Genomic DNA, 15,773 nt, shown 5'->3' with positions numbered 1-15,773 from the left:
TTGAATGATGAAGTGCAGTTTCCGGATAGTGGTTGAGCCGCTAACATTGAACGTTGAACAAATGAACATTGAACAGCAGATGTTGACGGTTACAGGTTGCTGGATGGTCTGGGTACTTCGTACTTCTAACTTTGTACTTTACATCAAACATCCCACATCATACATCTTACATAAAAAGGGCTTCGCATCTCGTACTTATCTCTTCTGCCGGCAAAAAAAGCAGCCTGTGTCACCACCGCGCCAGGGATAGCAGTGGATACCCCGCTGAGGCCCTGTGCGGGTGGGCTGTGGCGGAGTAGTAACGGATAGCCCGGTGCCCTTGCGATAGCTTGGGCAGGCGCCCTTATATTTTTTCTTAACCTAATAAAAGGCAATGCGCATAAAGCCATACCTATTCATTTACTTATTTTAGCGTCATTATTAATACCGCGCCAGCCAATGATAAAGCTGAACAAAATTTTACCTGTTTTTCTACTATGTACCGCGATGCTGGTGCAGTGCGCCTATGCCGGGCATGATAAAACAATACGGCCCGGCGCATACCAATTGCAACAGTATTTACCCTTGCTTAAAAACAAACGTGTAGGCCTTTTTGCCAACCCTACTTCGGTAATCGGGCAAACACACCTGGCTGATACATTGCAAAAGCTGGGTGTGCACATTGTTAAGATATTCGGCCCAGAACATGGTTTTCGCGGTAATGCGGATGCCGGTGAAAAAGTAGCTACTTATACAGATGAACAAACCGGCATAACAGTAATATCGCTGTATGGCGCCAAAAACAAACCTTCCCCCGCTGACCTGTCTGATGTGGATATAATGTTGTTTGATATACAGGATGTGGGTGTAAGGTTTTATACTTATATCTCGTCGCTTGAATATTTTCTGGAAGCAGCCATACAAAACGATAAACCGCTGGTAATTCTGGACAGGCCTAACCCCAATGGCTTTTATGTGGACGGGCCTGTGCTGCAACCTGAATTTAAAAGCTTTGTGGGGATGCAACCCGTACCTGTTGTGTATGGTATGACGATGGGTGAATATGCCTCTATGTTGTTGGGAGAGGGGTGGCTGCCCGGCAAGTATATGCGCAGGCAAGACAAGCGCATACACCTGGGGCAGGTACTGGGCTTTGAAAAAAAGAACAACAGTTTTAATTTAACTGTTATTAAATGCCAGAACTATACCCATAAAAGCAGGTATATACTGCCGGTAAAGCCATCCCCTAACCTGCCGGATATGTCGTCTGTTTACTGGTACCCTTCTACCTGTTTTTTTGAAGGAACCGTGCTTAGCGAAGGCCGCGGCACCAGCCACCCTTTCCAGGTGTTTGGCCACCCCTCCCTGCCACAAGATCTGTTCGCTTTTACACCACAGCCAAATGAAGGGGCTAAGAACCCAAAACTAAATGGCCAGCTTTGCTACGGCTGGAACCTTGCCGACAGCAAAATTCCTTACCCGGATAAAATAGCGCTTAAGTGGCTGTTACAGGCTTACCAATTGTTCCCAGGTAAAGACAACTTTTTCCTGGCGGCCAAAACAGGCCGGCCTGCCGATTATTTTTTTAATAAACTGGCTGGCAATGCGCAACTGATGCAGCAAATAAAGGCTGGCATAACAGAACAGGAAATACGGGCAAGCTGGCAGCCCGCTTTAACCGCTTTTAAAAAAATACGCAGCAAATACCTGCTTTACGCAGATTAACACGGCCCGCTGCTTTTTATAATTTTAATTAAAAACCACCTCATGTCATCTTACTGCGCTTATGTTCAACGGCTGGAAAAAGACAATGTGCACCGGCTTTATCACGACAATGAATACGGCTTTCCCATAGCAGGCGATGATGGTTTGTTTGCAAGGCTGGTACTGGAAATAAACCAGGCCGGGCTTAGCTGGGAAACTATATTAAAAAAGAAAGACAATTTCTTTAAAGCTTTTGATGGCTTTGATATTAAAAAAGTGGCTGCCTACAAGGAGAAAAAAGTTGAGCAGCTTTTGCAGGATGTGGGCATTATAAGAAACCGCTTAAAAATTGCAGCAGCCATACACAATGCGCAGCAAATACTTGAGCTGCAAAAACAGTATGGCTCTTTTAAAAACTGGTTAGATAAAAACCACCCGCTTACAAAAGAAGAATGGGTTAAACTGTTTAAGAAAACATTCCGCTTTACCGGCGGAGAAATAGTGAACGAGTTTTTAATGAGCAGTGGCTACCTGCCTGGTGCGCATTCGGCAGACTGCCCTGTACACAAAAAAGTGCTTAAACAAAAACCGATGTGGGCCAGGAAATAACCGATTGTTTATTTGGGCAACAGGCGGGCAACTATTTTGTTGTTGTTCTTTAGCTGTAGTTCTGTAGCAGTAATTTCATACCGGTTAACCTGCGCCAACACCTGCAAAAAAGCATCTTCAAACTTCATATTGTCGCAAGCCACTTTTGTGGCGAGCACCGGCCCGAAAAGGAGCTTTGATTTTGATGTGGTAAAGGTTCCTGCTATACTGTTACATCCACCGTTACCGGATATCCTCATGTCTTTAAAGCTAAACTGCAGATGGGCATCTTTAGCAGTGTTGCTCATTTGTACAGGCATGCTGTTAAGCTCGCTTAATACCCATTTATGCAGCTCAAGCTGGTGACTGCCCGCTTGCCTGGGTGTATTGCAGCACAACAGGCAGCAGCAGGTAATAATAATTAAAACTATCCGGCACATCATTGCTATTTTTTGCGGCAAAAGTAAGGGCGGCAGGTAACTTATTCAAACAGAGTATGCGAACAGGCCATATAAAAAGGGGATAATAGAAATTATCCCCGCAAACCAAAATTGCCTGTTAGGCAAAAGAGGTAAATATGTTTTATCCCTGAATTTTAATTAAGCCTAAAGATACTCGTTTATTTCAATAATTGTACATTTTACAATTATTCAAATAAAACAGCATTTTATTGCAACAAAAAAGGGCAAAGGTTTACCCCCTGCCCTTTAACCTGCTAAAAGCGGTTTTACAATATGGTTACCTGCTTCGTTAAACGCTTCTGTTTCCCCGTATAAGAGACAGCAGAAAAAGCACTATGAAAATAAAGAATAGAATTTTGGCTATCTGGCTGGCGCCTGCTGCAATGCCTGTAAAGCCAAAAATTGCTGCAACTATAGCCACTATCAAAAAAATAACAGTCCAGCGTAACATATATGGATGATTTTAAGATGAACAATACATGCTTAGTTTCATAAAACATGCCAGCCTGCCTTTAACATACAGTAAACAGTGTTATAGCCATAAATACACCTGTTGTGTTGCCAATTTTACACAGTTGTTCTATTCATTAGCGTACATTTTCCTTACTCTTTTAACTGGCATGATGTTTTGAATGGTTAGGAAAAACATTTATGAAAAACATATTCTGTAAAGCTATCGCCATAATTGCCCTGCCTTTAACCTTTGCCGCGTGTGGAGGTGGGAGCAGCACCGAAAATACCAGTGATACGTCATCTGCTGAAGTACCCATACCGGCGCCAGATAACACAAATGCTACTAATCCGTCAGTGGGTATGGATACGTTAAGCACCAGTATTCCTGATTCAACCAAAATAGATTCGATGAAATAGTAAGGATCCATTAGCCTTGCACCATTAAACTTTTTACTGTAGGTTTGATTAAATATGCACACACTAACTATTTAATTGTCCTACAAGGTAACCATATCAGATATTGCGCAGGCACTTAACACTACACCGGCTACGGTATCAAGGGCGTTGAGCAATCACCCCGCCATCAGCGATGACACCAAGCAAAAAGTGGCTGCCATGGCTGAAAGGCTGAATTACAAGCCCAACAAAATAGCTTCCTCTTTGCGTTCGGGCAGATCTCATGCTATCGGGGTTATGATACCCAGCGCAGAGATAAATTTCTTCGGGTCTGTCGTGCATGGCATCGAAAATGTGGCCAACAGTGCAGGCTACAATGTGCTTATCTACCAAACCAACGAACTGCGGCAGTTTGAAGTAAAAGGAATTGAAACCTTTCTCTCCGCCAGGGTAGATGGCATTCTGGCTTCCATTGCAAAAGAAACTTCTGATTACACGCATTTCCTGGAAATTAAGAAACGTGGCGTGCCCGTGGTTTTCTTTGACCGCGCCAACGACGACCTGGGCATTTCATCCGTGGTGGTGGATGATTACCGTGGCGGCTATATAGCTACGGAACACCTGCTTAAGCAAGGCTATAAACGTGTTGCCCATATCTCGGGCCCGCAGCACATCAAAATTTTTAACGACAGGCTTAAAGGCTACATGGGCGCCCTGCAGGCCCACGGGATTAAAGTTGATTTTGATCTTATTTATACCGGCAATGTATCCATAGAAGCGGGCAAAAGCGCTATTGAGCATTTGCTTGAATTGCCGGAGAAACCAGACGCCGTGTTTGCTGTAGAAGACTTTACAGCGCTTGGTGCCATTAAATGCCTGAAAGAGCGGAACATCAAAATTCCTGACGAGTTTGGCGTTATTGGTTTTGCCAACGAATTATTTGGCGAGCATATTACCCCCAGCCTTTCTACTATAGACCAGCAAACGGTATCTATGGGCAAGGCATCGCTGGAGTTACTCTTGCAGCTTATACGCCATAAAGACAAAAATAGCCAGCCCCGTAAAGTGGTACTTGATCCACTGCCGGTATTCCGGCAATCTACTTTCAGGAAATGATGGCCTCTATTTTTTTGGTTACCAGCGTTTGGTATTTCATAGCAGCATCGTTGCGTCGCATTACGTTCATCGTTCGGTTCATTGGGCGGCTTTTCAGACCCAAGTAGATGAGTTTCTGCCGCCTTTGGCGCCAGAAATATTGCTGGCAACAGTACCAATGCCACGGAAACCCGGAAGAAAAGAAGGAGGGAGGGAAGGCTATTCACTCAACTCACTACTCATCGTAAGGATATCGAACAGGAACAATGAATTTTGAATAGAGTGTCTTGTCCTGAAACAGCCACCCACTCACCACTCACTACCTGCATTTTGGCTACATTTGAAACATGAGAACATCTTTTCTGCCGGCACTTTGCGTTGGCCTGTTTTTGCTTATGCACAATGTTTGCCTTGGGCAGGCACAACAAGCCGAAGACTGCATTAACTCGTTGCTAAAACAGGATAAAGTAGCGGGCCTTTCTGTAGCTGTTGTTAAAAAAGGGAAGATTATTTACACACATTCCTTTGGGTTAAAGAATATAGAAGCTAATACCCCACTTACAGATAACGACCTTTTTCGTATTGCCTCTATTTCCAAATCTTTTTCCGCCACGGCTATTATGCAGCTTGTTAAAGCAAAGAAACTGTCGTTGGATGACGATGTAAGCAAATGGCTTGGTTTTAAGGTAAGCCACCCTCAATTTCCCGGTATTGCTATTACTGTAAGGATGCTGTTATCGCACCGCTCCGGCATAACAGACAGCCAGGGTTATTTTACGTTGGATGTGATAAACCCCGGTAAAAACCCGGAGTGGGCAAAATGCTATGCTGATTACAAACCTGGCACCGGTTACAAATACTGCAACCTGAACTTTAACCTGGCCGGGGCCATTATTGAAAAAGTTTCCGGAGAACGGTTTGACAACTACATACGGCAGCATATAACCAACCCGCTTGGGCTGTATGGTGGCTTTTGTGTAGACTCTCTTGACAACTCCCGTTTTGCCACGCTGTACGAATACGATACCGGTTCCGGCCGGTTTGTGCCTTCGCCGGAAGCTTACGCACCACGAAGGGAGCAAATTGCCAATTACACATTGGGGTACAGCACACCGGTATTTTCACCGGCCGGGGGTATGAAGATAACGGCTGCAGACCTTGCCCGGTACATGACCATGCATGTGAACTATGGCAGGTACAAAGGCAAAAGGATCATTTCCAAAAAAAGTGCAAAGCTTATGCAAGCCAGCATAGACGGTAATTATGGCTATGGGCTGGCGCTTACAGCCCACGACTCCCTAATTAACGGCAAAATACTCATCGGGCATACAGGTTCAGCATACGGCTTAAGCAGCGCCATGTTTTTTGAGCCAAAAGAAAAATTTGGGATAGTAGCCATTTACAGCGGCTACTATGCTGAAGAACCTGGCGGCATGCGGCGGTTATTTACCTGCCTGTACGAGCACCTTATCAGGAAAAAATGATGCCTTGCACACTGCCCTAAAAGAAAGAAAGTGATTTGCGCAGGTGCCTGATAGCCTTGCTGATATGCGTTTCTACAGTTTTGGTTGAAATGGAAAGTGTTGAACTGATTTCTTTGTGAGACAGGTTTTCGAACCGGCTGTATTCAAAAACCTTGCGGCGAACAGGGGGTAATGTTTCTATCGCCTTCATTACCAATGCCAATTCGCTTTTTGACTCAATATCCTCATTGTTAAAAGATGGCTCATACTCCATTGCCGTCAATGGAGCAGTTTTTCGTACTTCTCCTTTCCGTAACAAGTCAATCACTATACTTTTGGCTACCCTGAAAAGCTGGGTTGACAATGCATAATCAACGGAAAGAGCCTGGCGTTTCTCCCATATTCTCACAAAACTTAACTGCACAGTTTCTTCCGCAAGCCATTCAGACCGGGTATACTTAAAAATATACTGGTAAAGCTTAGCATGATACTGCAGGTAGAAATCATTAAAGCTTTGGCGGTTTCCGTCCCTTATATGTTGTAATAACTCATCCATGGGGCAATCGCAAAATTGGGCATTTAAAATTATACAAAAATGAAGAAATGGTTATCTATGCCCAAAACAATCTAAACTGGCATAAAAACCGCCTAAACACCCAATTATTAACCAAAACGATGCGAGTACCCTTACATTATCACTTCCCGGCCGTTGCTTTCCGGTAATATTTCCATTCCATAAATGCGTAAGTTACCAGCAAGATAATCCAGCCATAAAACGCCAGCATCTTAACTATTATCTTGCCCCAGTAATTGCGGTGGACATCAGAATAAAAGCATACCTCGTTGTGAAATGAATAAAAGTTGGCAATGAACGTAAGCCTGTTTCCATAAGTGTTGGTGCCGGGATAATTAAATGCCAGGTCTGCATTGGACTGGTTGTAATACATTAAGCCGGAGAGGGCACTATCCGTAGGCAAAAGCTGAAGGCTGTCAGCCGAATAACTAAACAGCCATTTTCCGGAAAGGCTGTTGGTTTGCGCCATCTTTTTAATATCCACTATGTTATAAAACCTGCTTCCGTTATGCGGCAGGTAAATATTAAAAGTGGCATCTAAAACGGCCCATTGCTGCTGTTCACGCAGGTACACTTCGTTTAAAAGGTGAATGCCGTATTTCCAGTTACCGTCCGGGCCAAAGTAGTATACAACGCGGTTGGGCAGGCCGGCCAGCGTGCAGAAAAAGCTGGTAATTTGATTATAGTTGCCACAGTCCAGCCTGGCTTTATTTTGCAGGGATAGCTGTACCTGCTCCCAGGCAGTGGCGCTGTAATGTTCCCCCGGTTTTGTACCGGCATTGTTATTGGGCAGGGATGCTACCAGCCTGGCTATTTCCTTTGCCTTTTCAAGGTCAGTAGCGGCATGGGCAATACTTGTTTTGGCCGTAAGCAATTGTAAGCCTTGTTGCTGCGCTTGTTTACTGTAAGCCTGCAGGCCTTTTTGCCATAAGGTTAACGGCGAGGTTTCAATACCCGGGCCGGGTAAGTTGCAATACAGTAACTCGTTTATGTAAAAAGAGTCTGCGCTGTAATGAATATCATGGTCAATTTTTAGCTGTATTGGCAGGCTGCAGCAATTTTCACCTAACGGTTGCAGGCTGTATGTATGCAACCTGCGTTGCAAGGGCAGCACAATACTGCTTGCCCTGGGTGTTACCAGTACAGCAGCGCCACTGTCAACCGTAAGCCTGTATTGTTTTACCGGCAGCGGCACAGAGAAAGTAAGCTCCACAGAATCGTTGGTAAAGAACAGGTTATGCAGGTACAGGGATGAATCCATCACATACAGTTCGCTGTAGGTTTTATAGGGGTGATATTTATACCCGTTATTGCGGTTGAGAATAATGTACAGGTTTGCCGCCAGCAGCAGCGCCAGTAAAAACCAGTATGCATAGCGTTTTTTTGCCAAGATGGTCGGTTATGCCAGGCAATATAACAAGAAGCAGCAAAAGATTGTACAAGGGTTAGCTGCAGCTAAACATAATACCCGCTTAAATGCCGCCATGAAAAACAGAAAGTACAAGTGAGTGACACAACAGCCGATGCCATGAAAAACCAAACGCCGGTAACCAAAAAATAAAAAGCCGAAGGCAAAAGTTGCTACAGCAACAAAGCTGCCAGCAGGTAATCTGCGAACAGGATAAGTATGCAGCTTACCACAACCGATATGGTGCTGGCCCGGCCTATTTCAAGGGCGCCACCCTTAACGTGGTAGCCGTAATAAGAAGGTATGCTGCTTACAATAAAAGCGAAAGTATAAGCCTTGGTTAAGGCTACGGTAATGTTGTAAGTATTAAGGTTTTGGCGCAGGCCAATATCATAGATATCGTTGGCCAGAATACCTGCCGCCTGGCCGGCAAAACGGCCACCCCAAATGGCCAGTACGGCTGAAATAACGATGAGGCAGGGTATTACCAACAAGGCGCCGATAATTTTTGGGGCTACAAGGTATGCCCTGGTATTAATGCCCATTATCTCCAACGCATCTATTTGCTCGCTGATGCGCATATTGCCCAATTCGCTGGCTATTTTACTGCCTACTACGCCGGCCAATACAATGCTTAATACGGTAGGTGAAAGTTCGAGTATTACACTGTCACGCACAATTTGCGCTACGGTTTGCATGGGCACAAGCGGGCTTACTAACTGGTAAGCCGTTTGTACGGTGGTTACCGCCCCGAGAAATAATGATATGATAACCACGATAGGCAGGGAGCCAATGCCTATTTCCGAGCATTGGTGCATAAACTCCTTCCAATACATTTTACCATTTTCGGGCCGGGTAAACATTCGTTTAAGCATCAACAGGTACAAGCCCAAATGCCTTAAAAACCGTCCAATCATGTGTTTATTTTTTCTTTTTCTTTAACCGTTTCCACCAGGCAGACTGTTGTACTGCCATATCTGTATTATTGTTCTGGCACTTTAACTGTGCATCAACAACTGCAATAATAGCCATATTAACGATACTGCGTACAGAACTGCCCAACTGTAATACATGAACGGGCTTCTTAAGCCCCAGCAGCACAGGGCCAATGGCATCGGCGCCGCCAATGTCTTTCAGTAAATTATAGGCTACGTTGCCCGCCGCCAGGTTGGGGAATATCAGGGTATTTACATCCTCATCCACCAGGTCGCTAAAGGGATAGTTGTCCTTCATCACTTTCTGGTCAAATGCCAGCCATGCCTGCATTTCGCCATCTACCACCAGGGATGGGTTGCGCTGTTTAACAATGCGTGTAGCTTCTGCAACCAGCCGTGCTTCAGGGCTGTCGCTGCTGCCAAAGTTGCTGTAGCTAAGCATGGCAATACGCGGCACCAGGTTAAAGTTGCGCACCTCTTTGGCCGTCATTAAAGTTATTTCGGCCAGCTCTTCGGCAGTGGGGTTAAAGTTTACGGTGGTATCGGCCATAAACAGCGGGCCTTTTTTGGTAAGCAGCAGGTACATGCCCGCTATCTTTTTTACCCCTTCCTCTGTGCCAATGCACTGCAATGCCGGGCGAATGGTTTCCACGTAGTTCTTGGTAAGGCCCGATATCATCGCATCCGCATCGCCGGTTTCTACCATCATGCAGCCAAAATGGTTGCGTTCACGCATTATTTTTTTGCTTTCATAATAGTTAAGCCCCTTACGCTGCCGTTTTTTGAAGAAAAGCTCGCTGTAAAGGCTTAGTTTCTGGTCAACATCCTTGTCTTTACTTTCGGGGTCTATAATCGGCAGGTCGCTAATGTCAATAAAGTTTTCTTCCGCTATCCGCTTAATCTTTTTCTCTTCGCCCAGCAGTATGGGGTAAGCAATGCCCTCCTCATAAGTTATAGCAGCAGCCTTTATAATTTTAAGGCTGTCTGCCTCAGCAAACACAATCCGCTTGGGGTCTTTCCTGGCGGTACTGCTCAATACACGCATAATCTGGTTATCCAGTCCCAGCCTTTTATTAAGTTCTACCTGGTAAGCATCCCAGTTGGTAATGTTTTTTTGTGCCACGCCACTTTCCATAGCGGCTTTGGCAACAGCGGGGGCCACGGTTTCCAGCAGGCGGGGGTCCAGCGGTTTGGGTATAATGTACTCGGGGCCAAATGCCATGTTGCGCTGGTTATAGGCCATGTTCACAATATCCGGCACAGGTGTTTTAGCCAGGCCGGCCAGGGCTTTAACGGCAGCCAGTTTCATTTCTTCGTTTATCTGCCGGGCACGTACATCCAGCGCACCGCGAAAAATGTAGGGAAACCCTAGCACATTGTTCACCTGGTTGGGGTAATCGCTGCGGCCCGTAGCCATAATAATATCCTTGCGTGCTGCCGTAGCTGCATCGTAGGTAATCTCAGGGTCGGGGTTGGCCATAGCAAATGCAATGGGGTTTTTAGCCATGCTTTTAATCATTTCCGGCGTAACCACGTTACCAACGCTGAGGCCCAAAAAAACATCCGCACCTTTCATGGCTTCTTCCAGCGTAATTCCACCATTTTTAACAGCGAACAACTTTTTTGTTTCATCAAGGTCTGTGCGGCCCTGGTGCAACACGCCGTCTTTATCAAACAGCGTAAAATTGGCATGTTTAGCGCCCAGTTCAGCATATAGTTTCACGCAGGCCATGGCAGCGGCGCCGGCGCCGTTTACCACTATTTTTACCTTGTCAATCTTCTTTTTTTGAATTTCCAGTGCGTTCAACAGGGCTGCGCCACTTATAATGGCGGTACCATGCTGGTCATCGTGCATTACAGGTATATTACACTTTTCTCTCAGGGCCTGTTCAATGTAAAAGCATTCAGGGGCTTTAATGTCTTCCAGGTTAATGCCGCCAAAAGTTGGCTCCAGCGACTTTACAATTTCCACAAACTTCTGCGGGTCTTTTTCGTTTATCTCAATATCAAACACATCAATATCCGCGAAAATTTTAAACAATACCCCCTTCCCCTCCATTACGGGTTTGCTGGCTTCGGCGCCAATGTCGCCCAGTCCAAGTACAGCGGTACCATTGCTTATTACGGCTACCAGGTTGCCCTTGGCAGTGTATTTATATACATCTTCTTTATGCAGGGCAATATCCTTACAGGGTTCCGCTACGCCGGGGCTGTAGGCCAGCGATAAGTCGCGTTGCGTTTTAGCTTCTTTGGTAGGTATAACTTCAATTTTTCCGGGCCTGCCAGAGGCGTGGTATTCCAGTGCTTCTTCTCTTCTTAGTTTCTTGGCCATAGTATATGTGGTGTTCTTCCTTTAAGGTTTTAAAACTGTTTGCTTACACAGTTCAAAACTTAGCCGGGGCGCAAAAATACCCCGCTTTTGTGCAGCACAAAAGAAATACATTTTTTGGTACTGCCAGGTGCATTAAGTAGCCACTATTGCATACATTTTGGCATTTGCGGTGTTTTGGGGTTGCCGGTAATAGATTTCACGCAAAGCCGCAAAGACGCAAAGACAGCCTTAGTACCCGCCTGATGGACTATAAAACGAATTGTTACGGGTTGAAAGGTTTGCGCCACAACTCTAAACATTGACCCAACAAACACGCAAAGTCCCGGCTGTAAACCAGTTAGTTATCTTTGGTACAGGTAACCTGTTTCAGACGTCTTACCAATAACTTGGGATAACGGCACTGGAGCATTTGGAACAAAGCAGGTAACACGATGCAAATGTTGCTGCACAGTGCTGAGTAGAATTACCAGCCGTACAAGAGTGCGACGCAACGGCTGCCTCATAGTAGTTCACACTGCCGGGCCCATAAAAATTCTAATTAACCCGGGGTGTTGACTTAAGAAAAATACATTGCATGTTCAACAGAAAACCTATTTATAGCTAATCATGAAAAAGATCAATTGGTCAATCTTTCTTTTTGCTGCCGGTATGGTGCAGGCCAATGCCCAGCAGGCTCAAAACTTACGGGAAAAAACTTCCTTCCAGGTAAGCGCACCTTATAACCCCGCTTACGACGTACGCAGCGACATTGCTATTGTTTACGGTGTTGACAGCAGCTTTGAAACCCGCGTTAAAGACTGGCGGGGTAAGGGCTACAACGTGCAGTTTATGACGGGTATTGCCTGGGGCGAATACAAGGATTATTTTAAAGGCCGGTGGGATGGTATTAACCATATTGACGAGGAAAGCCAGGTGGAAAGGAATGGTAAAAGTATTGGGCACGGCGTTGATATTCCTTACCTGGTGCCTACGGAATCTTTTGTACGTTACTTTAAAACAGTGGTTAAACGTGCCATAGATGCAGGCGTTACCGCGGTGTATCTGGAAGAGCCGGAGTTTTGGGCAAGGGCGGGTTACAGCACGGCCTTTAAAAGAGAATGGCAAAAATACTATGGTACGTCCTGGCAGGCACAGCATGAATCGCCGGAAGCTACTTACCTGTCATCCAAGCTCAAGTATCATTTATACCATAATGCACTGAAGGAAGTGTTTAGTTATATACACGCTTACAGCGACAGTATTGGCCGTAAAGTGCAATGCTACGTGCCAACACATTCGCTGCTTAATTATTCATCGTGGAATATTGTTAGCCCGGAAGCCAGCCTTGCATCTCTGGAAGGTATGAGCGGCTATATAGCCCAGGTTTGGACAGGCACAGCAAGAGAACCTAATTTTTACAATGGCCTTGAAAAAGAACGCGTTTTTGAAACGGCTTTTCTTGAGTATGGCAGCATGCTATCTATGACGGCCCCCACCAAACGCCGCATGTATTTTTTGACTGACCCTATTGAAGACTGGCCGCGTACCTGGGATGATTACAAGCGCAATTACCAGGCTACTTTTACAGCCAAACTACTATACCCTTCTGTTACGCACTTTGAAGTGATGCCCTGGCCCAACAGGATTTACCAGGGCAAGTTTAAACTGGAGAACAGTGATGAGCGGCAGCCCATTTCCCCTGCTTATGCTACTCAAATGCAGGTAATGGTAAACGCCCTTAATAAAATGCCGGGCAGCACTACAGGCATTAATGGCAGCAAAGGCATTGGTGTGCTGGTGGGCAACTCCATGATGTTTCAGCGCTTTCCCACACACAACAGTTACGAAGACCCGCAGCTATCTAATTTTTACGGCATGATATTACCGCTGTTAAAGCTGGGCATACCGGTGGAAACAGTACACATGGAAAACCTGGCTTTTGAAGAAACACTTAAACATATTAAGGTGCTGGTGATGAGCTATGCGGGTATGAAGCCACTATCGCAGGAGGTAAATGAGCACCTGGCAAAATGGGTAAAGAATGGCGGCGTGCTTTTATATTATGGAACCGATAGTGATCCTTTTCAACAGGTGAAGGAATGGTGGAATACGCAAGGCAACAGCTACACTACGCCATCGCAACATTTGCTAAAACTGCTGAATGTAAATACTGCTGAAACCGGCAGCGGCCAGGCTATTGGCAAAGGTTGGTTTTACCTGGTGCGCAAAGACCCCAAAGAACTTGTGCTAAAACCCGATATGTCTGCAGCGTTTACCAGCATTGTGGCAGAAGGCTACGAGAAAAAAGCGCATGCGGGCAAGCTGCAAACGGGTAATTATTTCCTGGTGCGGCGCGGCCCTTATGTGGTGGCTTCGGTAATGGAGGAAAGTGTTAGCGCTGAGCCTTTGGCATTAAAGGGGAATTTTATTGACCTATTTGATCCTTTGCTGCCGTTAATAAAACAAAAGAGCATTCATGTTGGAGAACAGGGTTTTCTGTTTGATATCAACCAGGTTGCCGACAAAAAGAAGCCCCAGGTACTGGCTGCAGCCAGCCGTGAATCTGACGAAAAAATAAGCCAGGGCAGCTATTCCTTTATTACCAAAAGCCCGGAAGCCACCAATAATGTAATGCGCATATTACTGCCTGCAAAGCCTGTTGATATTAAGCTTGCGGATAGTAACGGCGTGCCTGTTACCGGGATGCAACAAGCATGGGATGAGGCCACTAAAACTTTGCTGCTGCAATTTAAAAACAGGAGTGAAGGGGTGCAGGTGAACATTCGGTGGAAATAAGAAGAACAGCAGGTATGTTTTGGTAACGGGCGACAGGATTTCATGGCATCGCCTGTTGCGTCGCATTACGTTCATCGTCCGGTTCATTGGGCGGCTTTTCAGACCCGGGTAGGTTGTCGGAACCGGGATTTTATTCTGATTTCGCTGATTGACCTGAGATTACGGGCGATACTGGTTTAATCATAACTATAAAAATTGGCTTCCCTATTTACTTTTATTATTCTGCTGGTCAGGCCACATTTTATTTTTATGAAGCTCGATAATTTTTTCTTTTAAGAGGGTCTCTATTTCATTTATTATGGTATCATCAAGAAGGTCTGGAATTATGCCGCGATATTCTTTTGCAACTTCATACGTATATTCTGAAATAGTTTTTTGTCCATCCGCAGCAATAAAAATTTTTTGAGGCCATGGATCCATCGTAATAACCCGTGGTGAATTAGGGTCACTTACAAAAATGGTCGAACTGTTCACCCATCCCCATGACGCAATACGGCGAAAGTAGTAATGCTGGTAATCATAGCTTTTGAGTCTTTCAAAAGGCGGGATTCGTTTATTTCGCTTAAAAAAACTGAACATACATTGATTTAAATGTAACCTGTGAATGAAAAGTTTAATGTTTCCGGAACCGAATTTTAAGAAAGTAAAATTATTGCTTTGCAATCGAGAGAGCTTAGTTTACAGGCACTTTACTCTTTAAGCCGCAAAAATTTTGCTGCGTTATTATAGAGTATATCGGCTTTGTCTTTTTCGGTGAGGAAGGTAAGGCTGTTGAGAAAAACAATCGACTTTTCGATAGCGTAGGGCCAGGTCATTTGATCAGAACCGAACATTACCCTGTTGAGGTATCCGGCGTGTTTGGCATTCTTCAGAAAATCGGTTATGTATCTCTGCGTATTGGGCTCAACCCATAACATTACGGCGATATCCGTATATAGTTGCGGATAGTAGGCCATAAGGCGGATGCCGTGTTCCGGCCAATCTTCTCCGCCGGCATGCATCATATAAATTCTAAGCTTAGGGTATTTTACCAGCACATCTTCAATCAAATAAGGATCGCCTAATTTAAGCCTTGCTTTGGGCGCCCATGAGTAAGTGCCGCCGGGGTCGCCACCGCCGGTATGCACTGCTACCGGGATATCATATTTTTCGCAAATGCGCAGGTAAGGCTGCCAGACAGAATCACTTAACGTTGTTCCGCTGTAATAGGCGCCGATTTCTCCAAATATTTCAATCTTTTTATCCTTCACCATTTTTTCAAACTTAACACTGTCCAGGCCATAATCATCGGGAGAAAAAATCAGGATTCCCCTGATAATCCTTTCGCTACTATCTTTTGCTACCCAGTTTTCCACGCTTTCAGGACTGCCGCTTACCACTGCTTTTACAATATTCCATTTCTTAAATGCGGCAAAAGTTTCCTGGCGATGAGTGTCAGCATTGGGAGATCCTTTTTTGCCGTAATAATCACTTGCTGGTTCCCGTTCGCCAAAATCGCTATTGCTGTACGAGTGAACATGCATGTCGATAATCTTAACCTGCGATTGTGCCGGCAAAAAATAATGAAGCAATACCAGCAACAGGATGAGGTGTTGAGTCATTGAGATTAT

At 45.2% G+C, this 15,773-nt stretch carries 14 protein-coding genes; 5 read left to right on the top strand and 9 right to left on the bottom strand.

What is annotated here, in order from left to right; translation table 11 throughout:
* Nucleotides 1–438 precede the first annotated feature (438 nt).
* Both F0364_RS25520 and F0364_RS25515 read left to right on the top strand, forming a co-directional pair.
* A complete protein-coding gene (locus F0364_RS25520) occupies nucleotides 439–1,704 on the top strand; it encodes an exo-beta-N-acetylmuramidase NamZ family protein (RefSeq protein WP_153800656.1) in 1,266 nt (421 codons plus the stop codon).
* A gap of 42 nt (nucleotides 1,705–1,746) precedes the next feature.
* Nucleotides 1,747–2,292 (top strand): DNA-3-methyladenine glycosylase I, encoded by a 546-nt coding sequence (locus F0364_RS25515; RefSeq protein WP_153800655.1) that lies wholly within the window; start codon nucleotides 1,747–1,749, stop codon nucleotides 2,290–2,292.
* Between the two features lie 8 nt (nucleotides 2,293–2,300).
* On the opposite strand, the gene F0364_RS25510 is transcribed toward F0364_RS25515, so the two are convergent.
* The 3 genes from F0364_RS25510 to F0364_RS25500 all read right to left on the bottom strand — a co-directional run bounded on the left by F0364_RS25510 (nucleotide 2,301) and on the right by F0364_RS25500 (nucleotide 3,664).
* Entirely contained in the window at nucleotides 2,301–2,714 is a 414-nt protein-coding gene (locus F0364_RS25510; RefSeq protein ID WP_153800654.1) for an META domain-containing protein, read from the bottom strand.
* A gap of 307 nt (nucleotides 2,715–3,021) precedes the next feature.
* A complete protein-coding gene (locus F0364_RS25505) occupies nucleotides 3,022–3,183 on the bottom strand; it encodes a DUF1328 domain-containing protein (RefSeq protein WP_153800653.1) in 162 nt (53 codons plus the stop codon).
* A gap of 160 nt (nucleotides 3,184–3,343) precedes the next feature.
* Nucleotides 3,344–3,664: a hypothetical protein gene (locus F0364_RS25500; protein ID WP_153800652.1), complete on the bottom strand. Its 321-nt coding sequence runs from the start codon at nucleotides 3,662–3,664 to the stop codon at nucleotides 3,344–3,346.
* Between the two features lie 13 nt (nucleotides 3,665–3,677).
* Between F0364_RS25500 and F0364_RS25495 the strand changes: the two genes are divergently transcribed.
* Nucleotides 3,678–4,697 carry a LacI family DNA-binding transcriptional regulator gene (locus F0364_RS25495; RefSeq protein ID WP_153800651.1) on the top strand — a complete coding sequence of 340 codons (1,020 nt, stop codon included), beginning with the start codon at nucleotides 3,678–3,680 and terminating at the stop codon, nucleotides 4,695–4,697.
* Between the two features lie 326 nt (nucleotides 4,698–5,023).
* Nucleotides 5,024–6,160 (top strand): serine hydrolase domain-containing protein, encoded by a 1,137-nt coding sequence (locus F0364_RS25490; protein WP_235921287.1) that lies wholly within the window; start codon nucleotides 5,024–5,026, stop codon nucleotides 6,158–6,160.
* Nucleotides 6,161–6,176: 16 nt separating this feature from the next.
* Here F0364_RS25490 and F0364_RS25485 read toward each other — a convergent pair whose 3' ends face one another.
* From F0364_RS25485 to F0364_RS25470, 4 genes are all read right to left on the bottom strand, one after another.
* Nucleotides 6,177–6,695: an RNA polymerase sigma-70 factor gene (locus tag F0364_RS25485; protein WP_153800650.1), complete on the bottom strand. Its 519-nt coding sequence runs from the start codon at nucleotides 6,693–6,695 to the stop codon at nucleotides 6,177–6,179.
* A 139-nt stretch (nucleotides 6,696–6,834) separates the two neighbouring features.
* Nucleotides 6,835–8,103, bottom strand: coding sequence for a transglutaminase domain-containing protein (locus F0364_RS25480; protein WP_153800649.1), 1,269 nt, complete (start codon nucleotides 8,101–8,103; stop codon nucleotides 6,835–6,837).
* Between the two features lie 191 nt (nucleotides 8,104–8,294).
* Nucleotides 8,295–9,038, bottom strand: a complete 744-nt coding sequence (locus F0364_RS25475) for an MlaE family ABC transporter permease (RefSeq protein ID WP_153800648.1) — start codon at nucleotides 9,036–9,038, stop codon at nucleotides 8,295–8,297.
* A 4-nt stretch (nucleotides 9,039–9,042) separates the two neighbouring features.
* Nucleotides 9,043–11,388: an NADP-dependent malic enzyme gene (locus F0364_RS25470; protein WP_153800647.1), complete on the bottom strand. Its 2,346-nt coding sequence runs from the start codon at nucleotides 11,386–11,388 to the stop codon at nucleotides 9,043–9,045.
* Nucleotides 11,389–11,994: 606 nt separating this feature from the next.
* Between F0364_RS25470 and F0364_RS25465 the strand changes: the two genes are divergently transcribed.
* A complete protein-coding gene (locus F0364_RS25465) occupies nucleotides 11,995–14,163 on the top strand; it encodes a hypothetical protein (protein WP_153800646.1) in 2,169 nt (722 codons plus the stop codon).
* Nucleotides 14,164–14,367: 204 nt separating this feature from the next.
* Here the strand turns inward: F0364_RS25465 and F0364_RS25460 are convergent, their stop codons facing one another.
* Both F0364_RS25460 and F0364_RS25455 read right to left on the bottom strand, forming a co-directional pair.
* Nucleotides 14,368–14,742, bottom strand: coding sequence for a hypothetical protein (locus F0364_RS25460; protein WP_153800645.1), 375 nt, complete (start codon nucleotides 14,740–14,742; stop codon nucleotides 14,368–14,370).
* 110 nt (nucleotides 14,743–14,852) lie between these two features.
* Complete coding sequence (locus tag F0364_RS25455) at nucleotides 14,853–15,764, bottom strand: amidohydrolase family protein (protein ID WP_153800644.1); 912 nt, start codon at nucleotides 15,762–15,764, stop codon at nucleotides 14,853–14,855.
* Between the last annotated feature and the right edge of the window lie 9 nt (nucleotides 15,765–15,773).

This window comes from Foetidibacter luteolus (genome assembly GCF_009650435.1).
GTDB lineage: Bacteria > Bacteroidota > Bacteroidia > Chitinophagales > Chitinophagaceae > Foetidibacter > Foetidibacter luteolus.
The sequence above is the reverse complement of the archived record's forward strand: the minus strand, read 5'-3'. Positions and strand labels throughout refer to the sequence as shown.